The sequence below is a fragment of the Gimesia chilikensis genome, assembly GCF_007744075.1.
Classification (GTDB): Bacteria; Planctomycetota; Planctomycetia; order Planctomycetales; family Planctomycetaceae; genus Gimesia; species Gimesia chilikensis_A.
This window is the reverse complement of sequence record NZ_CP036266.1, coordinates 1,380,257-1,401,513: the sequence shown is the minus strand read 5'-3', so window position 1 is coordinate 1,401,513 and position 21,257 is coordinate 1,380,257. Positions and strand designations below refer to the sequence as shown.

Genomic DNA, 21,257 nt, shown 5'->3' with positions numbered 1-21,257 from the left:
TTACTGCTCCTTTCCCGTTGAGGCAGCAGGACCAGCCGGTAAAGGCTCGAGCGTATACTGTGCCTCGGTCTCAAGTCCCATTTTCTGGGCGGATGATTTTATCCGTTCGTAGTACTGGTTCCCACCAGGACTGATTGTAAACTGCAGTGAAGGCACCCAGTAGAAACCTTTAGGAGCAGGTCCCCAGGATTGCACGTACTGATCCATGACTGCGAACAGCGACGCCTGTAGGCGTTGCGGTGACATGCCCGGATCGAGTTGCAGCTGTTTTTCATCTCCGACAATGATGCGATCTGAACCGATCTGAATACTGATTTCCCTTTCAAATCCAATACCTGAACGGGACTGAGGCGGGCCCCATTGACGGTTTATTGAGGATTCGCTCTCAGCCTGTGCTGAGCGACTGCGGCTCAGCGAAACTGAATTCGCGTTCCCCGCTCCTGCTGCCGAGGAACCGGATGCAGAACTCTGGAATGGATTGCTGGATTGGGAAGATGCGTTCGACGAGGAGGGATTTGCAGAGGATCCCGGAGTCGATTCCGAAGACCGCATGCCCTGCTGTCCGGCGACTGTCTGGCCAGACTCTGCGGTTCCCTCCCGACTCCCCTGTTTTTTCAGGTACGGATTTTCGATTACTCTCTGGCCAGAACTCGTCGAACCACTGGCCGCGCTGCCTGCCAGTTGCTGGTCACCCGGTGTTCGTTGATCTCCGGATTGACCTGGTTTTCCCGATGCTCCCTGGCCCTGTAATTTTTTCAGTTCAACCAGATGCTGCTCGGCCATTTCCCGCAGTTGATCACGGCCCATAACCTTGGCCCGCTTCAAACCACCATCTTCGCCAAAACCACTGCCAGGTCCGCGTTTAAGTTCATCCAGATCGTAGACTTCGGCTCCTTCCAGACTTCCGGGCAGTCCTCTTTTCCCGGTGGAGGTGCCTCTCCCGGTGACACGTTCCAGCTTAGAGCCTGTGCCACGCTCACCCTGTGCACTGTCTCCATCATCAAAGCCTTCTTTGTAGACGATGTTTGGCTGGTTGGCGACTTTACGGAGATACTCGGCGCGCGCCATTTGCTGTCGCGGTGTCAGAACATCACTGAAATGTGATTTACCATCTCCCGACCCCGCCCCCCCCACGGCTGATTTTTCGGTTCCCTGACCGGTTCCCAGTCCTTCTTCCGGTTCGATTACACGGACCATTCCGGTACGAGCATCAAACTGCAGTCGACGCTCCTGGGGACTGGCAGTCTGTTTTTGATTCAACTGGGAGACCAGTTGCCTGCGTCCACTCAACACACGATCGATCGCATCCTGGCAGACCTCTTTCGCAACTGGGTCCTGTTTGGGCAATGCCAGTTCCCAGTCAGCATCAATCAATTCGTATCCAGAGTCCAGATCCAGGTTACCCAGCAGCTTACGGGCCACATAGTAACCGACGCTACCACTGGGACGAACCAGAATCAGAACATAAGGTTCCTGACCTGAATTCCGATCTTTACCACTCCAGTAGCGAAACAGTGCCTGAGTTCCCGAGAGTAGTGGATTGTGCCCCGGCGTGAAGTCCTGCAGATCGTCCGGAGTCAAAGTGATGCCTTCGGGCTGGAAGGTCAGCCCTTCATCCGTACATTCAATCAGAATGGGGCGTTTGGCTGTACCGGTTCTTCCGTCATATGGAACGATTGAATATTTACTGCGAGCCGATTTTTGTGACTGTTTTTTCTTTGCCAGTGAATTCAGCTCTTCCTGCAGCATTTCTGCCACACGCGCCTTCTGCTCTTTCAGCTTAGCCAGGTTCTGGTCGAGTTCTTTGTCTTTTGACTGCAGTGACTGAAACTGTTTTTGCGTTTCATTGAGCTGACTTTCGGACTGACTCAATTCGTTCTTCAGGCGAACCAGCATCAGATTCTGATCTTTTAGTGCAGCCAGTTTTTTCGCCTTCTGTAACTGCAGCGCTCTCAAGCGAGCCTCTTTATCGGCTGCCAGATTGATGATTTTTGGCTCAGGTTCTGGTTCCGGCTCTTTGACCTCGGGCTCAGGTATCATCACCACGGGAGGAGCCTGCACCGGTTCTGCTTCTTCTGCTCCAAACAGAATCGGTGGAAAGAGATCATCTTCCACGGTTTCTTCAATCACCACCTGCTGTACCTGCAGGACCGCCTGGTGTCGAATTCGGCGCGTGGTGACAACCAGCAGGAAGATCAATGCTCCCATCGCACAGATGAGTACCGCCAGAAAGGGAAACAGCGATACCGAACGTGCTTCGTTGCCTTTTCTACTCATGAATGAAACCGGAACTTATCTGCTCAGAGGAAAAACGAAAGACTCAAGTGAGACGCAGTGACAATCAGGCGGCGTTACGACCGGAACGGGCCGTCAGCAGATGGACAGCAGCGCTCAGGCTGTGCAGAGTTTCTTCAAACGTTTCGGCGGCACGAATTGCATCCAGATTCTCGGTGAGACGTTTCTGTAATCCGATCAAATGCTCTTCCTGATCGACGATTTTCAGCAGGTGCTCACTCTGGTTATTCAGTGCCTGGATCTGCAGGGTCGAGACTTCGGCCGAGTCCTTCATCTGCTGATTCCAGATACGGATTTCATCAGCGATATCCCGCGTCGCTTCCTCGATTTGTGTGGTCTGCCGCGTCTGGGCTGAAATGACGTCTTCATGAACTTCGTTCCAGATCTGAGCCAGATGAGTTGAGAACTGACTGTTCGACTCTTCCTGCTTGTTTTGCCAGCGATTGAGCATGAGTTCGATCTGCTCAGTCGTAGACTGATACGCGTTCAGAAATTCGCTCCGAAATTCTTCCAGTTGGACCGCATGGTTACCCAGCGTGCTGGACATGCCGTCCTGCAATGTCTGGTCAAAGGACGACTGCTGCCGATCCATCATTTCGGCCCAGCGTCCGCGGAGCCCCTCCAGGTTCTGTTGCCAGAGATCGGTCTGACGCTGAATCATTTCTTCGGTCCGCGAAACGAGTTGCTGTGCCGCTTCAATTTCGGCAGATTCCAGCGGACTGACGACACGTTCCGATTCACTCAGACAGGATGCAATATGTTCGATTCCAAATAATTCGATCTGCTCGAGCTGTTTTTGTTCCATACGTTCCACGATGAAGGTGGAGAACACGAGAACCAGCGACAGCCCCAAAGCCAGAGCTGTGGTATCAAAGGCGACAGCCAGACCACCGGTCACTTCAGAGAGTGAAGTATCCAGCTGATCGGGGGTCACGTTGGCAATCGCGATGGTAATCCCGATTACGGTACCCAAAAAGCCGATGATAGGTACGGCCCAGGTAATTGTACGAATGAGTGAGTAGCTGGCATGGAGTTGCTCGGCAGCCAGCTCGGCCAGATACTTGAGATGCTCATCCAGGTCCTGCACTGACCGGCGGCTTTTCACAAACGAAACCGTATCCAGCAGTCGTTTGCCCAAATAGGTCTCACTGAGCCACGAGGGCTGTGACTGCACCTGTTCTTCAAAGACATCAATCCGCTCGTGCAGGTTCTCAATCTCGCCTATAGTGTCCCAGTCGATCTGAGTTTCGGTGAGGGATTTCTTCTGGACGAACATGCCCATGCCCTTCACACCAATGATGGCCATCCCGATAAAGAACAGCGCGGCAGTGGCGTACTCGAGCGGGTGGCTACAGAAGTAGCGATCTACCAGGTCGCGATACAGGGGTAGATGGGGAATCAGGGCATAAAACCCGAATGTAGCAGCGGCTCCCCAGAAGAGAGGAGACTTCAAGACCGCCTTGGACCAGTTCAAAAAGTGATCTTCTGTTTGAGCTTCTGGCAGTGTCGGCTGACCATCGGGCATCGAATCCAAGTGTTCCATCTGACTTTTCACTTCCTTGAAGACACAGTTCACACCGGTGACTCCAGACTTCAGGTTAGATTGCAGGAAACTCAAGAAATGAAAGACTTTTTGAGAATCCGTTCTCCTGATCTGCCTGGATAAATTCCCGTGTTTTGTGCCCTGTTTCTGGTAAGAAAACCCCTCAACGCCGGCTGCCGACTCCTGTCAGCCTTGATACCAGCGCCTGAAAGGCACACAATTAAGGCTCGTTTGAGAAATACGCACATTCGTTATAATCGTCATATTCTGACATACGAGTTGAAGAAAAGTTGCTCTCCAGCGGGAGAAGCAGGCAGGAATCTTAAATGATCAGGTGAGCAGTGCCCTGATTCAGAGATACCAGCTGGCGATTTCAATGGGGAGTCGGTACATTAAACTGCTGCCAGAAAAGCAGTTAATCAAGACAGAGAGATCGAACTTTTGACTGCCAGATCGGAAAATGCATAATTGATTCGGGGATTCATTCCGTTTGGACTGTTCATTCAGGAAATAGACTGTTTTACTGCTGTTGAGCGAAATCCAACACCAGCAAATTTAAGAATCTGATTTCTATATTAACGTTTACCAATATGACAGTACCGCGCCATCCAAAGCAGGGTCTGGAGACTCTGCCCGCCGTCGATAAACATATTATTCGAGAGATTCTGGGCTATTTGAATTTCTCTAACGGAAAGCCAGATCCCAAGTTTCGCTTCAACTGGAATCAGCTCTTTGCTGAACTGGACCTTCAGCGTGATTCTGCATTGCTGGAGTCGTTGCTGCGCACTCACTTACATGAACTCAAAGGGACGACCCCGGCATTTCAGTCCATCGATCAGGCAGAGAAAGTCCTCAAAATTGCATTTGAGGAATGCCTGCCGCAATACACCACCCATCACCGGGACCTGCTGTTCCATATCTGCCGAAAAGAGTTCCTGCAGCCTTACTTCCTCGCCGTCATGTTTGAAGCTCTGCTCGAACAGACCGGTCGCTGGGATACCGACCAGGAACTAGTCACCGCTGCCATCGATAAGCTGAATGACTTCGTCGGTTTTCGGCCGGTCGCCGTTCTGGAAAATGGTCGACAGATGCAGGTCTATTCACACGAAAAATTTCGCCCGATGCCGGTCTTTTTTCGTGGCAGTGGAGTCGCCTGTGGAAATTACCAGCGTCTCATCGAACAGACGATCAAGACCCTGGAAACGACTCCCGAAGATCTGCTGCATCAGGCACATTTCAATCTGGAAAAAATGGACGAGATCGCCATCGATCTCCGGGCACACGATCACCTGCACCCGGTCAACAAACGCACCAACTACATGTTCGGGGAATGGGATCCGCACATCATTGACAACCAGGGCTATTACCGACGGTTTGTCATCCGCAGACTGATCCTCGATTCCCTGCTGGCCTGGATTGATGAACACAAAGAGATCCCGCTGCAGGAACGACTGCAGGATGCAGCAGCTGTCTTGAGTGGCACCATGCTGATGGCGTCTTCGATCAGTGGTTCCGGACCTGATACCCACGCCAGTGATATCAGCCTGACCTCCTTGCTCCCTAAAGTCGCTCGCCAGCGGGATGATTATTACAACCGTCTGCTGGCCTCTGCGACAGGTTCCCGGGCGGAACGCTTATTGAAAGAAGCACAGCAGTCTCAGCAGCCTTTCGGACACATCCGGCACTATCTCAATCTGCATCTGGCACGCTACGGCGCCCAGCAGGTTCAGCATCGCCAGTTATCCCGCATCTATGCGCGGATGGGTTTTTCGCGTGCTGCCCGCTGTGAAGCCGGCGTCATCCCCTGCACCTCGGTCCGCTTCGAATGTGAAATCCAATGGCGGATTACCATGGTCCAGTTGCACCTGGAACGAAACGAACTGGAAGCAGCCTGGAAGCTGATCCCCGAGATCGAAGATCATCTCACTAGAGGGATCGAATGTGGTGCCCTGATCGATCCCTGGAACATTCTGGGATTCCAGGGGCTGTTCCCCCTGTTCATTTCCCGAGAGGACAGTATTCCCGATCAGCGGAGCGAAGTTCTGCTGGAACTGATGGAAGAAACATTCTCCGCTTACTCGGCCACACTGAGTGAAGCTGCTGCACAGGGGAACGACCGGCTCAAACTGGAAATTTCTGAGCGTTTCCAGAAGCTGGCTGAAAAATGGGATCGTTACGCAACGACCACCGTGGAGGATCTTCCCCACGTGAATGGTCAGGACTCGTTTGAATCAGCGGCGCATGTCTCACAGATTCTTACTGAGTGGAAGAACGGCGGCGAGGCGGTCGGTGATATTTCTTTCTGGCGACAGCATGTCGACCGATTTGAATCGGCAAAAGCCTATGCCCTGACTGTCGATGCCTTGCTGCAGAAACAGGATCATGTGGCGGCCATCGGTCTGATCATGCAGTGGCTAAGCCAGGTCGACCAGACAGGTCTGGAATCGGGTCCTTACTCGATTCACTCCGTCCTACTGCAGTGGATGCGACAGTTAACTGCGAATATTCAATCCGGATCCGGCAATGGACAGTCTATCCGCAAAATGTTCGATTACCTCGAAGCCAATGCCGCTGACTACTGGTCGGTCCCTCATTTCGATTCCGTGCTGCCTGTTCCAGAAAAAGCAATCGAGGATCCGTTTGACATGGATCCCGAAGAGCCGGCTGAAGAAGACGAGTTGTTCGGTGCGGCTTATGAAGACGTCACCTTTCGCGACAGCGCCGACGATGGGGTGCAGGGTGAGATGATGGATTCCGGGTACTCACCCAACAACTCCGAAATCGAATCGATCAACCGCCTGCTCGAACCTCGTCTTAAGTTCCTGAATACACTCTCACAACTCTGGCAGTTGTCGGCAGCATATTTCGCAGAGACTGAACTCTCACACGTCACTCACCCGGAGGCCGACACGGAATTTGACGCCGAAACGCGCGAGTCGATAGAAGGCTGGATCCAGCATACCGAAAATCTGCAGCAGGAACTGGTAGTGCTCCTCAATTCCATCTGGAGCTACCAGCTACCTAAGCCGAGTGGCGACCACGATTCCAATATCGAATACGATCTGCAGTTGCAGACCAAATTCTACCTGATGCATGCCATCATCATCACGACTGTCAATTGTCGTTCTGCTCGATTGATGCTGCTGGCGACCCTGCCGGAATCGGAAGCAGAAAAAGAACTTTCCGAAAACGAACGCCTGCTGGTACCCGTCTATCGTGGTGTGCTGACCCGCGACATCGAACTGGTGCGGAAAGAGTTCCCCGCTTTCTTAAGCAATATCGCGGAAACACCTCTGCTCTATACGCCCATCGATCAGGGAGGCAGGCCCAACACCGTACTCAAAGTTCGCTCGTTACAGATGATTTTGCGATTCCTGTTAACACAGCTTCCCGGCTTGGGACTGCTCCGCGAAACCTGGCAGTTGCTGAAGACCGCGTACCGGATGGAACGCAGTGCGCGTCCTGAAGGCATTGCTGTCAGTGAGTTCGACCGCCTGTTCCGCACCGCTCTCAAAAGCTCTCTGGTGGCCATCATTGCTTCCTCGCGTGACTGGGAATCCGAGCAACTTGATGACGAGAAGCTGATTGATATCGCTGAAAAACTGGTGAATAAATATCGGGAACAATGGCTCAAGCACAGTCGTACCATGCGGTTATCCAGCGCGGAAGCACTGAACCAGGAGTATATCTGGCAGGAAGTCAAAAGCTTTATCAAGCAGTATGGAGCGGACCTGTTTCACGCCCAGTACCTGACCCTGGGTAATCTGCGTACGATCCTGCATAATGGAATCGAACAATACCTGAATTATCTGGCCGAGTACCAGGATCCAGCCCATCCTATGACGCTGCTCACCGATCTCGAAGAAGGCAGCATCGAGATGGATGAAGCGGTCACCAACCTCAAAGTCATCTTTGAATCGGTGGTCGATAAATTTGATCGGTTTGTGGAGTACAACAGTACCACCACCCAATCAGACTACGGCGAAATGTTCTACTGCCTGCTCGACTTCCTGCGGATCGAAGCAGCCTACGAACGGGACGACTGGAAGATGGTCCCACTGCTGATTGCCCACAAGGTTCTGGCTCAGCAGGATCGCAATGAATCAGCCCTGATCTGGGAAGCAGTCTTCGAAGCCACCTCCGAAGAGATGGCTAAAAAGCATTTGAAAAAACTCAAGCAGACCGAAGCGGAATACAAAATCAATCTGCCGCTGATTTCGGATCATCTGAATGAACGATTCGTCAAACCGTTGTCAGTCAACCGGATGATGGCCCTCGTTCCCCGGGCGATGAAAGATGCCCGCAACGGCAATGAAGATTCCGCTACCTTCTCGATTCTACAGGAAGAGATCGAACGCTATCTGGCATCAACCATCGGCTCTGGTATTGATGTGCCGGACTGGATGCGTAACCTCGAAGATGAAATTGATCGTCTGGATGAAAAAATCACCAGCGAGCATTACGACCTGGAAACACAGATCAAACTCTCTCCCGTCCCGATGTCCCTTGACGACATCAAGAAGCAGTTAAAGCTCTGGAACCAGCCCCTGGGACGGGAACGAAAGCGTAAAAAATAAGCACCAGCAAAAGGGAGTACACGCTTTCGCTGGTGCTTTTCCACCATCGTGACTCGTTGACAGATCAGATCATTCTCTGGCCTGGTTAAGAATCTCAATCACCTTGGATTGCTCGTTGGGCGGAATCATTTCGTAGTGACTCAGTTCAATGTCATAGGTTCCCCGGCCTCCGGAGAGACTGGAAAGCGTACGGGCATAGGTCATAATTTCAGCCAGAGGGACACGCGCCTGAATGATTTCGTAGCCTCCTGGAGAGACCTGCATGCCTTCCATACGTCCCCGTCGACTGGAAAGATCACTGCTGATATCGCCGACGCATTCTTCGGGAACCAGAATTTCAATCTTAACGATCGGTTCCATCAGTGCCGGACGTGCTTTTCCAAAGAGTTCCGAGAAGCACTTGCTCCCCGCAATTTTAAATGCGGTTTCGTTACTGTCGACTGGATGATCTTTTCCAAAGTATACCTCGCAGATCAGATCCTGAATCTGACAGCCTGCGATCACCCCCTGCTTCATCCGCTCGCGAACTCCTTTCTCGACCGCCGGGATGAACTGATTGGGAATCGAGCCACCTGAAATCCGATCGACAAAAGCAAAGTTCAAATCCGGATCGTATTGATAACTGCGCAGATGGTCGAAGTTTTCTTTCGTGAAATAGGTTTCAGGATCAACGCCGGCAGGCATAGGTGAGACCCGCAGGTGTACTTCGGCAAACTGCCCTGCACCTCCCGACTGTTTCTTGTGTCGGTAACTACCCTCAGCGCTCGCCATGATCGTTTCGCGATAAGGGACCTTGGGCTGGTGTGTCAGCACTTCCACTTTATCACGATGCAGCAGTTTCTCCTGCATGATTTTCAGATGCAGTTCGCTCATTCCCTGCATTACCATTTCATGTGTCTCTTCATCGTGGATCACATGGAAGGTCTGGTCTTCTTCTTCCAGTTTGTGCAGTGCACCGGAAATCTTCTGCTGGTCATTCTGGCTTTTAGGCTCCACAGCTAACCCGACTACCGGATGGGGGTACTTGATTTCCGGCAGTGAAAGACCGTCTCCATTCGCATCAGCGGTAAGGGTATCTCCCGGCTGCAGGTCATCAACTTTGGCTACCGCAAAAATATCGCCCACGGAAACAGAATCGACGGGTTCCTGTTTGCCACCCTGGACGTCAAGCAGTTGATTGATTCGAACCGGCTTCCCCGTGCGGACATTGACCACAGCCGTGTCTTTATCCAGTTCTCCAGAGAAGACTCGCAGATAGCTCATCTTGGAAATGAAGGGGTCGATGCGTGTCTTGATCACCTGAGCAACAAACGGCTGCTCCGGCGAAGGGTCAATCACCACCGAACGACCATCTTTGGTCTGTTCCATTCGCTGAATATCCTGCGGACACAATGTGTAGTTGGACATGGCGTCCATAAATTCACTGACACCCACGCCGGTTTTTGCGCTCATGAAGAGTACGGGAATCAGTGTGCCCGCCGCCATCGCCTTGGGAATGTTTGCAGACAGTTCCCGGGCACTGAGTTCTTCTCCATCAAAGAACCGTTCCAGTAACCCTTCATTCGATTCCACAATCGCTTCGATCAGCGCCTGGCGGGTTGACTCCGGATCTCCCAGCGTTCCCTCTGCAGGTGGCTCGGAAAAATTAACCAGATCACACACCGCTTGAAAATCGGCCCCGAGTCCCACAGGCAGGTTAATGGGAACACAGTTGGAACCGAATGTTTCGCGGATGGAATCGAGCAGTGAATCGTAGTCGATATTTTCTGTATCACATTTATTGAGGACGATCATGCGGGCGATGCCTGCTTCCTGGGCCATCCGGGAAACTCGCAGGGCATTGATTTCCACGCCATGACCGGCGTTGAGCAGAATCAGAGCGGTCTCGACGGCACGCAGAGCACCGGAAACCTGCCCAATGAAATCAGGATAGCCGGGGGTATCGATCAGATTGATATGATGACCGGCATGATCAAAGTGAACCAGGGTAGAGGCGATGGAAATCCGATGATCGATTTCTTCCTCGTCTGTATCCAGCAAACTGGTACCTTCATCCACAGACCCAAGTCGGGGGGTCATTCCCGATTGAAAAAGCAAAAGATCGGCTACAGTTGTTTTGCCAACAGCCCCGTGGCCGACCAGTGCCACATTCCTAACGTCGTCTACCTTATAATCGTTCATCGCTCGTCCTGCCTTTTCGAAAAATGGCCAGGCGCAATTGTCTTCCGTTCCAAATAAAAGGCAACACGCTTAGCCAGGAAATGATGCGAACGTGTGCCGGGAAAACAGAACGTTTCCCCTGCATATCCTTTAACCGGATTCCCCGCTGGAAAGCCGGATCAATTCGACGATTGATGACAGCGAAAAGGAAGTTGATCGAGCGGATCAAGCGCGATTCCGCTACTGAAATCATATCCGCCCCGAATTCAAAAGGCGAAGAGATTTTCAGAAAATTCAACTGCGCAGAACGAAATCGGAAAAACGTGTTGACTTAAACGAGAAGCGTGTCTCAGAAACGAATTCCGTCTGCCCCCCTGAAAGCAGCTTCCAGCACTGAGTTTAATTTGTCACCCGAATTCCGTCAGAATGGAACCGGTAACAAAAAGACGTGGTGCTCCATCAACACTCGATTGCCATGCATGCCGATAAACTGGGTAAAGAACAACAGAAAGACATACAGTGACAGCAGTGGCAGAATCAGAGTCCTGCTCAACCAGCGCCAACCAAACCAGGCATTTCGAGTTTTGGAGGAGGCGCGGTAATAGACCCAGCCCAGCAGAATTTTTGTGGGATAGATGGTGGCAACAAAGATCAGGGTAATGCCCCACATCGCATCCCGGGGGAGTGCAGCCACCTTAAACAGGTAGAGAGGAAGCGAGAGCACATAGACAACGACCAACGCCACCAGCCAGGCGATCGGCGTCCGTTTGAATTTCCTGCGGATGGTCCGCAGTTCAAACATGGCCCGCAATCGATTCTCGGCAGCAAAGTGAGCCTGTAAGAGCGGCAGCCAACCCAGAACGATCACCAGCATCAAGCCCCCCAGGAGGGTGACCAGAACCGGACCTCCCTTGCCTCCCTCAGGGGAACTGGCGGAAGCAAACATGAGTGAAGGGATCAAGAGCCAGGCTAAGGCTCCCAGAAAACCACGCAACCCCAGTGAGAAGTTCTGCCCCAGTTTGAGCGAGGAGACAAACTCACTAACGTTCTGCGCCGCCCGTTCCCAGTACCCGCCAGCGCGAAGCTGTTTGAACAACCAGATCGCATTCTTGAGTGGGCGGAGATAGCAGGAAAAGGTTCCCCCGCGGGCCAGTGCCAGACAGAGATGCAGGGCAACAAAAATCGAAACCAGACGATTGATGAAATGAAGCGTCTGATCGCTGGTGCCCCCTGGATCAACGAGTCGAGCATCCGCGGCAGCCCCGGAGAGTAGAAACAAGGGGATCAGCCAGAGACCGGTGCCAAGCACTATGGTTCCCAGTCGAGGTGCGATATCCAGCAGCGGAAAAGCGAGACGAATTTTTCCCGTACGGGCAACTCTACCTTCCACATCAAGCAGGTAACCCAGGGCAATAAAGTTAACAAGAGGGATGGCAGCAATCACGGCCAGAAACAAAACCAGACAGACGATGCCAAACAGCATACGAATTGTCCAGAATGTTGCCTTGAGCGGGTGTTTAAACAGATGAGGGAATGGCGGGATATTCCCCACCACTTCATCGGGATAGAACTGATCAATCTCGGTGGTCGGACTGACTGCAGCGGGTTGAACAACTTCGTCACTGGTCGGGGTTGTCAGTGCGGAAGTCCCCTGTCCGTTTTTGTTCAAATCGCCGGCATGTGTCGCATGTTCACTCACGGTCTGCTCTGCTTCGCCTCCTGAGAAATGAGCCGTTGCAGGAACGTTCAAGGTATTCCCGGTTTCTGCATGCGTTTTCAAGGTACCACCTGCCCTCTGGTAAGTCCAATATATAACAGCTTTATTTAAATTGCTTAGAAATTCATCTCCTGGTTGATGCCAGAACGCAGAGAGTGATACCCGGAAAAAAGCGGGAAGTTTCAAGAAATGAGTGAAACTTTCGAATGACTCAACTGGTATGATAAGGTATTCCCGGGAGCTGATTCCCGGATGTCCATTCCCCTTGAACCTTCTTCATTCAGGACAATCAAATGCCCGCTTCCGCTCGCAACTGGATCCTGGCCTGCCTCCCCGCGGGAGTCGTGGCGCTGGTGATCTCCCTGGTTGCCTGGGCTTCGAGCAGTCCTCTGAAGAAGACGGAACCGATTCCCGTTCTGCAGAATGAGGATTCACTGACCCGCACGATCGATCAGGTAGATCAATTCTTCACACAAGAATGGCAGGAGCGAGAGCTCGACCCCGCGGCGGTGGCAGACGAACTGACACAGATGCGTCGGCTTTCTCTCGCTTTGCATGGCACAATCCCGTCCCTGGAAGAGATACGTGAATTCCAGGCGATGTCAGGGGATGATCGACTGGAGCGCTGGACCTTAAAACTTCTCGATGACCGCCGCTTCGCCGATTATTTTTCCGAGCGATTCACACGCGCTTTTGTTGGAGTCGCCCAGGGACAATTCATTGTCTTTCGTCGCGATCGCTTCAAAGCCTGGCTGAGCGAACAGATTCAGGCCAATACGCCTTATGATGAACTGGTCAGAAAATTGATTGCCGGCGAAGGGCTCTGGACCGGCGACCCGGAAACCAATTTCATCACAGCGGCAGTCGCAGATGGCAACCTGGATCGGAACAAACTGACGGGCAGCACCGTGCGTGCATTTCTGGGACAGCGGATTGATTGTGCCCAGTGTCACGATCATCCTTTCGATCACTGGAAGCAGACCGATTTCGAAGGTCTGACCGCTTTTTACGGTCAGGTGGAAGTACAGGTTCTCGGCGTGCGTCAGAACAATAAACTGAAGTACGAAGTTGAGGATCGTAATACGCTGGAAACTCGAACGGTTGCTCCGCAGGTTCCTTTCCTGAATGAGTGCCTGCCTGAGGAAGGGACACTGCGTGAGCGACTGGCGACCTGGGTGACACACCCCGACAACCGTCGATTCGAACGTGCGTCTGCCAATCGAATTTGGGGTCTGTTGTTTGGCGTACCTTATATCGATCCCGTCGATGACCTTCCCGCTCCGACCGATCTGACACAGGAAGCCCCGGACCTGCTCGACATTCTGGGCCAGGACTTTCGTGAAAACGGATACGATATCAAACGCCTGATTCAAATTATTGTGGCATCGAAACCATTTCAACGTTCATCATCCACAGACATGGTTGACTCTGAAGAGATACAACGGGCGACCCGTGCATGGGCGCTGTTCCCCCTGGTCCGACTGCGTCCCGAGCAGATCATCGGTTCCATGCTGCAATCGTCCTCGCTGAAAACTATCGACCAGAACTCGAATCTGTTCATGCGGGCCCGTCGCTTTTTCTCGGAAATCGATTTTGTACGTGAATATGGGGACCTGGGTAGTGACGAACTGAATGACTTTCCGGGAACGATTCCCCAGGCACTGTTGCGGATGAATGGTCAGTTTGCCAGAGACAACGGAAGTGCATCCCCGTTCAATTCCGTCGGTCGGATCACGTCGTTGGACATTTCGAATGACAAGCGGATTGAAACCTGTTTCCTCGTCTGCCTGTCCCGACCACCGACAGCAGAAGAGCTGACGCACTTTTTGAAACAGTATGAGTCTGCCTCGAATCAGGAACAGCGCGAAAAAGTCACCGAGGACCTGTTCTGGGCGCTGTATAATTCACCTGAATTTTCATGGAATCATTGAGCCATGTTCGACTTTCCTCTATTTTCACAATCGCTGAGTCGCCGGGACCTCTGTAAAGTTGCACTGGGAGGTACGCTCTCCTTCATGCTGCCCGGCTTTGATCTTCAGGCTGCGCAAAAGCGAGGGCCGGAACGGCGGAAATCTGTGATTACACTCTGGATGGGAGGCGGCCCCAGTCAGCTTGAGACATGGGACCCACACCCGGGGACTCAAATCGGCGGTCCGGGGAAAGCGATCTCTACCGTTGTCCCGGGTTTACAGATTTCCGATATGTATCCACTGCTCGCAGAACAGTTGGGGGGAATGTCTGTGATTCGGTCGATGGTTTCCAAAGAGGGAGACCACGAACGGGGTACGAAATATCTCAAAACCGGTTACCGCCCTGAACCGACGACCGTCTACCCCGCACTAGGTGCGATCATCACGCACGAAGCCCCCGACAAAGGACTTGAAATCCCACAACATATTTCCATGGGTAACACCCAGTTTCCGGCTCGAGGCGGTTATCTGGGGGCACACCTCGATGCGTTTCGCGTTCCCGATCCCGGTAAGAATATTGGCAATATGCGATCAGGGGTGGGAGATCCACGCCAGGAACGGCGGCTGGATAACCTGAATGTCGTCTCACAGGCATTTCGCAGAGGACGCACCATCCAGACCCAAAAAACGTTGCATCAGTCGACCATCGATCGTGCCCTGACCATGATGAGTTCCGAACAACTGCAGGCATTCGAAATTGAAAAAGAACCTGCAGCCGTCCGCGCTGCATATGGCGACTCTCCCTTCGGACGTGGTTGCCTGGTCGCCCGAAGGCTCGTCGAACAGGGTGTGCATTCAATCGAAGTCAATCTGAATGGCTGGGACAGCCATGCAAACAACTACACCGGACATCAGACTCAATCAAAAATTCTCGACCCCGCTTTCGCTACGTTGCTCAAGGAACTCAAAGAACGGGATCTGCTCGATTCTACAATTGTGCTTTGTATCGGCGAATTCGGACGGACTCCCAAGATCAATCCGCTGGACGGACGCGACCACTGGCCTTCTGGATTCTCCTGTATTGTGGGCGGAGGTGGCCTGAAAGGGGATACAATTATCGGAGAAACAGATCCCACCGGAAAAGAAAAAGATCCGACCGAACCGGTTCGCATTCAGGATCTGTACGCCACGATTCTGCAGAAGCTTCAAATCGACTTTACCAAAGAATTGATTTCCCCCATCGGCCGACCGCTGGCACTCAGCGATGGAACTCCGATTACCAAGCTGGTCTGAGCCTGCGTTTGTATACTCTACCGCCTGAGAAGAAAATTCCGGGAAACAGGGAAAATGCTTGCGAGTGCGCAGGAAAGATTCTAACTTGTTAAGGAGAACAGTTCCCCTAGGGATGCCTGTTTCCCGTATCAAGCCGCTTTCCTTCATTCCTGTTTCTTATGGAATCCGATCATGCAGCGTATCCTTCCCCGGCTCATTCTTTTTGTTGGATTTGGTCTTTCAGTCAGTCATGTCAGCCAGGCTGCTGACTGGTCTCAATTTCGAGGTCCTTCCGGGAATGGAGTTTCAGAGTCAACGGGATTACCTACGGAATGGAGTGCAGAGAAAAATATCCTCTGGAAAACGAAACTTCCCGGGCATGGCTCTTCCAGCCCGGTTCTCTACGGGGACCAGATTTTTCTGACCGCTTATACCGATTACGGTTTGACTGCAGAAGATGACGGAAACCCAGCTGACCTGCGGCTGCACGTAATTTCATTCAATCGGGAAGATGGCAAAATCATGTGGGACCAGTCAGTGGCCCCCTTGAACCAGGTGCAGAAAATCACCAAACGGATTGTGGACCATGGATACGCCAGTGGGACGCCCGCCTGTGATGAAACCGGCGTCTACGCCTTCTTTGGTACCTCGGGAGTGGTCGCTTACGATTTGAAGGGAAACCTCAAATGGCAAGCGGATGTCGGCAATAAGACTGCGGGATTCGGTTCCGCCTCCTCGCCGATCCTCTACAAAGACTTCGTGATCATCAATGCCAGTATCGAAAGCGAGACAGTCTATGCTCTGGAGAAAGCGACCGGGAAAGTCGCCTGGAAAGCCGAGAACATCGTTCGGGCCTGGACGACGCCCTCTATCGTCGATGTACCGGGAGGCAAGCAGGAGCTGGTAGTAAATCAGAAAAACCAGATCCTGGGCTTCGATCCTGATACCGGAAAAGAGCTCTGGACCTGTGAAGGAATTCAGGACTATGTCGTTCCGGTCGTCGTTCAAAACGAAGGCATCCTCTACTGCCTGGGAGGCCGCAGCAATCGCAGTATTGCCGTTCGTCCCGGTGGTCGGGGAGACGTCACAAAAACCCACAAGCTCTGGGAAGTGAACGTCGGTGCCAACGTAACTTCACCCGTCTTCCACGAAGGGCATCTTTACTGGGCCAGCGATCGAGGGATTGCATTCTGTCTGAACGCGAAAAATGGTGAAGTCGTCTATAAAAACCGGCTGCCGACCAAATCCCGGCTGTATGCCTCAATTGTTCTGGCGGATGACAAACTGTATGTCACGACCCGCGACAATGGGGTCGTCGTGCTCAAAGCGGTGCCGGAGTACGTTGAACTGGCACGGAATGAAATCAAGTCTGATGAAGACCTGTTTAATGCTTCGCCGGCAGTCAGTGAGGGGAGTATTTTCCTGCGGACTAACGGTTATCTGTACCGAATTGCGGAGCAGAAATAGAAATAGACCGAAGCGATTCTGGTGAAATCACTTACCGTAGCTCACGACTTTGACGTAGCTCCCCGATACCACCTTCGAACCGCTGGAAATCCCGATTCAGGAGCTCTACAATACGGAGCATGACTGAATCATCGACTCAAAATTCGCACCTCTTCAAAACGATCGGCGTCATTGGCGTCGGTCTGCTGGGAGGTTCTATTGCCGCTGCAGCGCGACAGCGACATCTGGCGGAAACGATTCTCGGAGCAGGACGAAATCCTTCCAGGATGCGGGCTGCCCAGCAGTCGGGACTGCTGGATCGGGGATCAACCAACATCGCAGAGACGGCAGCCCAGTCCGACCTTGTGATCGTCTGCACACCCGTCAACAATATCGTCCAGTTCATTCGCATCGTGGCTCAAAACAGCCGCCCGGGAACGGTAATTACCGATGTTGGCAGTACGAAGCAGAAAATCTGCTCCGAATTGTATGGGAGCCTGCCTGAGGGAGTCACATTTGTGGCATCACATCCCCTGGCTGGATCTGAAAAAGCCGGATTTGAATTTGCCGACCCCGAACTGTTTGCGGGTCGTCCCTGTGTGGTGACGCCCGATGATCAAACACCGGATGAGGCCATCGAGCGGGTTAAAGGTTTCTGGGAAGCCCTGGGGATGCACGTTCTGCAAACCACGCCTGAAAATCATGATCGGATCCTGGCAGAAACCAGTCATCTACCGCATGTAATTTCCTCAGCCTTGGCGATGACTCTGTCAGAAGAGAATCGTCCGTTTACGTCTACCGGGTTTCGCGATACGACCCGGATCGCCGGCGGTGACCCATCGATCTGGATTGATATCCTGCTCAGCAACAGCGATGCCATCATTGAAAGCATCGACAAATATACCCAGTCCCTCGCCCGATTGAGGGAGGCCATCGTCAACCAGGACGAAAAACAGCTGCGTCAGCTGCTGGAAGATGGCAAAAAGAATCACGATGCATTAAATTCAGCACCGTAAGTGGAAACCAGTCTGATCCCAAAAATCCACAATCTCAGCCTGTCCCTGACTCAAATCAACTGTAACGGAACACACTATGCTTTGCGAAGTCGAAATTAAACCAGCCGAGAACCAGATTGACCGTGAAGGTGCACGGATTCTCAAGGAATGTCAGGTTCTGGGTGCGAATTCCATTCGTTCCGTGCAGACGGCTCATTCCTTTCTGCTGGAAGGAAACCTGGATCAGGCGGGCCTCGAACAGATTGCTCGTAATCTGCTGGCTGACCCGGTGGTGGAAACTTTCGAGATTCGCACACTTTCCAGTGAATCGACTGAGTCCGGATCGAGCGAACCGCTGCTGAATGTAATGTTCAAGCCTGGCGTGACTGACAATGTGGCCAACAGTGCCCGCGATGCGATTGCTGACCTCGGGCTTGCCATCGAGAATGTCGCCACCTGTCGTAAGTACTGGGTCAACTCCGACGCAGACAGCGACGAGATTGATCGCATGGCTTCCAAAGTTCTCTCAAATGACGCCATCGAGTATGTCGTCCGCGGTCCCCTGTTGATGGACAGTATTCGCCTGGGAAGCGAGTACACGTTCGAACTGGTCACAGTACCCATTCGGGATATGAACGACAGCCAGCTGGAAACCCTGAGTCGCGAAGGCCAGCTGTATCTGAATCTGGCTGAGATGCGGACGATTAAGGACTATTACGTCAAACAGGAGAAAGATCCGACCGATGTTGAGCTGGAAAGTGTCGCCCAGACCTGGAGCGAACACTGCTCGCACAAAACCCTCGCTGGCCGCATCCATTTCCGGGATGGTGAACGGGATATCCATTTCGAAAACATGCTCAAAGAAACCATCTTTGCTGCCACAACCGAAATTCGGAAATCACTGGGCGAGAAAGACTGGTGCGTCAGTGTCTTCGCCGATAACGCAGGCGTGATCACCTTCGACGACAAGCAGGACGTCTGCTTCAAGGTAGAAACCCACAATCACCCCTCAGCCCTGGAACCATACGGTGGCGCCAATACGGGCCTGGGAGGTGTCATTCGGGATCCGCTGGGTACCGGTCTGGGTGGTAAGCCGGTCTGTAATACCGATGTCTTCTGTTTCGCGCCTCCGGATATCTCTTACGATGAACTGCCCGCAGGCGTATTACACCCCAAGGCGGTCGCTACCGGCGTGGTATCGGGTGTCCGCGATTATGGTAACCGAATGGGAATTCCTACGGTCAACGGTGCGGTCTACTTTGATGAACGCTACCTGGGTAATCCTCTGGTTTACTGTGGTAACGTCGCGATGCTGCCCGTCGGCAAGTCGGCCAAACAACAGGCACAGCCCGGACATTATATTGTCGCAGTGGGCGGCCGGACCGGGCGAGACGGGATTCATGGAGCCACGTTCTCCTCAGCAGAACTGACCTCCGAAAGCGAATCCCTCTCAGGAGGTGCAGTACAGATCGGGAACGCGATCACAGAAAAAATGACGATGGACGTGATCCTCGAAGCCCGCGATCAAGAGCTGTTTTCCGCAATCACCGACTGTGGTGCCGGCGGTTTCAGCAGTGCTGTCGGTGAGATGGGTGAAAAGACGGGTGCAGAAGTCTGGCTGGACAAGTGCCCGCTCAAATACGCCGGGCTGTCCTATACGGAAATCTGGATCTCCGAAGCCCAGGAGCGAATGGTACTGGCTGTGCCCCCGGAAAACTGGGAAGCCTTCGAGAAACTGTGCGCTGGTGAAGGAGTCGAAGCTTCTGTCATCGGTCAGTTCACAGACACACAACATCTTGTTTTAAAATACCAGGACCAGATTGTTGGAGATCTGGAGATGGAGTTTCTCCACGATGGACGACCGCCGATCGTGCGTGATGCGGTCTACAAGACACCGGAATTCACCCCGTTGATTCCAACACAGAAAGATGACTACAACAAAGACCTGACTTCCATTCTGAGTTCACTGAATGTCTGCAGCAAGGAGTGGATCATTCGCCAGTACGACCAGGAAGTCCAGGCAGGTAGCGTGGTCAAGCCTCTGGTTGGCGTGCAGAACGACGGTCCTTCAGATGCCGCAGTGGTACGTCCGGACCTGACTTCAACACGTGGGCTGGTCATCTCCTGCGGTATGAATCCGCGTTATGGCGATCTGAGCACACATTGGATGGCGGCTTCGGCCATCGATGAAGCCATCCGTAACTGTGTCGCTGTGGGTGCAAATCCCAACAAGATCGCGATCCTCGACAACTTCTGCTGGGGTAATACCGACCGACCGGAAACCCTGGGCAGTCTCGTTGCCGCGGCCCTGGCCTGCCAGGAATTCTCAATCGCCTATGGTTCACCGTTTATCAGTGGTAAAGACAGTCTGTATAACGAATTCTCCTACGAGAATGAAAAGGGAGAAAAGGAGACCGTCGCGATTCCGCCTTCTCTGTTGATCAGTGCTATCGGCCAGATTCCAGACGTGAGCAGAGCGATCACAATGGACCTCAAGTCACCCGGCAACCGGATCTTCCTGGTAGGTGCCACCCGAGATGAACTGGGCGGAAGCCATTATGCCCTGGTCAATAACCTGGAGGGGGGAGAAGTTCCGCAGGTCGATAAAGAGGACGCCCCGCTGATCTTCAACGCCCTGCACTCCGCGATTCAGCAGCAGCTGGTACGCAGTTGTCACGACCTGAGCGAAGGGGGACTGGCTGTTGCAGCGGCAGAAATGGCATTTGCCGGCGGCTACGGAATGAAACTGGATCCAACCCGGTTACCGGAAGCATTGGAACTGTCCACCGCCAGCCTGCTCTTCTCTGAGAGTAACACTCGTTTTCTGATCGAGGTCGCTCCGGATAAAATTGCCGCCCTGCAACTCTGCTTTGGCGAGTTGCCCCTGGTGGAAATCGGGGAAGTCATCGGAAATCGACAACTCACGATCAAGGGTACTTCCGGAAGCAATGTAATCAATCTCGGCCTGGACGAACTAAAGTCCGCCTGGAAAAATCCACTGGCCTGGGATTAAGCGGTCTCAAAGTGGACATTTTTCTGATCTGATTTACAAACAAAATTTGCTTTTCCCTGCGCGCCTCTTCCCTGAGAACTCCCGGTTCCCCCCAGAATAATCCTTCCCCGGGGGGCCGGTTCGAGTAGAATAACGACAGACGTCTGAAAATGGATTTTATGCCAATCATGGGGATCTGTACGGAATATTCCCGGTAGTCCAGATTGACGGGAAACCCCTGTAATTTCTCGGTTTATGGTCGCAAAGTCTATTCTCAGGCATTACGATAGAGTCTTGTCAGACTTGGAATGGCACGTTGTCTGAAATGGTTCGCATGCTCGTTGGCGTGC

At 52.7% G+C, this 21,257-nt stretch carries 10 protein-coding genes; 6 read left to right on the top strand and 4 right to left on the bottom strand.

Annotated features, from left to right (window positions below; genetic code table 11):
* Together HG66A1_RS05415 and HG66A1_RS05410 are read right to left on the bottom strand one after the other, a co-directional pair.
* Window positions 1-2,277 carry a hypothetical protein gene (locus tag HG66A1_RS05415; protein ID WP_145181203.1) on the bottom strand — a complete coding sequence of 759 codons (2,277 nt, stop codon included), beginning with the start codon at window positions 2,275-2,277 and terminating at the stop codon, window positions 1-3.
* Between the two features lie 64 nt (window positions 2,278-2,341).
* The gene (locus tag HG66A1_RS05410; protein WP_145181202.1) at window positions 2,342-3,838 is read right to left on the bottom strand and encodes a MotA/TolQ/ExbB proton channel family protein; all 1,497 of its coding nucleotides are present in this window, start codon (window positions 3,836-3,838) and stop codon (window positions 2,342-2,344) included.
* Between the two features lie 590 nt (window positions 3,839-4,428).
* Here HG66A1_RS05410 and HG66A1_RS05405 point away from each other — a divergent pair.
* Window positions 4,429-8,415: a hypothetical protein gene (locus HG66A1_RS05405; protein WP_145181201.1), complete on the top strand. Its 3,987-nt coding sequence runs from the start codon at window positions 4,429-4,431 to the stop codon at window positions 8,413-8,415.
* A gap of 69 nt (window positions 8,416-8,484) precedes the next feature.
* On the opposite strand, the gene HG66A1_RS05400 is transcribed toward HG66A1_RS05405, so the two are convergent.
* Together HG66A1_RS05400 and HG66A1_RS05395 are read right to left on the bottom strand one after the other, a co-directional pair.
* Complete coding sequence (locus HG66A1_RS05400) at window positions 8,485-10,596, bottom strand: elongation factor G (RefSeq protein WP_145181200.1); 2,112 nt, start codon at window positions 10,594-10,596, stop codon at window positions 8,485-8,487.
* A gap of 400 nt (window positions 10,597-10,996) precedes the next feature.
* Window positions 10,997-12,355 carry a DUF4013 domain-containing protein gene (locus HG66A1_RS05395; protein WP_145181199.1) on the bottom strand — a complete coding sequence of 453 codons (1,359 nt, stop codon included), beginning with the start codon at window positions 12,353-12,355 and terminating at the stop codon, window positions 10,997-10,999.
* Window positions 12,356-12,585: 230 nt separating this feature from the next.
* Between HG66A1_RS05395 and HG66A1_RS05390 the strand changes: the two genes are divergently transcribed.
* From HG66A1_RS05390 to purL, 5 genes are all read left to right on the top strand, one after another.
* Entirely contained in the window at window positions 12,586-14,223 is a 1,638-nt protein-coding gene (locus tag HG66A1_RS05390) for a DUF1549 domain-containing protein (RefSeq protein WP_145181198.1), read from the top strand.
* A gap of 3 nt (window positions 14,224-14,226) precedes the next feature.
* Window positions 14,227-15,495, top strand: a complete 1,269-nt coding sequence (locus HG66A1_RS05385; RefSeq protein WP_145181197.1) for a DUF1501 domain-containing protein — start codon at window positions 14,227-14,229, stop codon at window positions 15,493-15,495.
* 171 nt (window positions 15,496-15,666) lie between these two features.
* Window positions 15,667-16,941: a PQQ-binding-like beta-propeller repeat protein gene (locus HG66A1_RS05380; protein ID WP_145181196.1), complete on the top strand. Its 1,275-nt coding sequence runs from the start codon at window positions 15,667-15,669 to the stop codon at window positions 16,939-16,941.
* A gap of 119 nt (window positions 16,942-17,060) precedes the next feature.
* Window positions 17,061-17,936, top strand: a complete 876-nt coding sequence (locus HG66A1_RS05375) for a prephenate dehydrogenase (RefSeq protein ID WP_145181195.1) — start codon at window positions 17,061-17,063, stop codon at window positions 17,934-17,936.
* Window positions 17,937-18,012: 76 nt separating this feature from the next.
* Entirely contained in the window at window positions 18,013-20,928 is a 2,916-nt protein-coding gene (purL, locus tag HG66A1_RS05370) for a phosphoribosylformylglycinamidine synthase subunit PurL (RefSeq protein WP_145181194.1), read from the top strand.
* Window positions 20,929-21,257 lie beyond the last annotated feature (329 nt).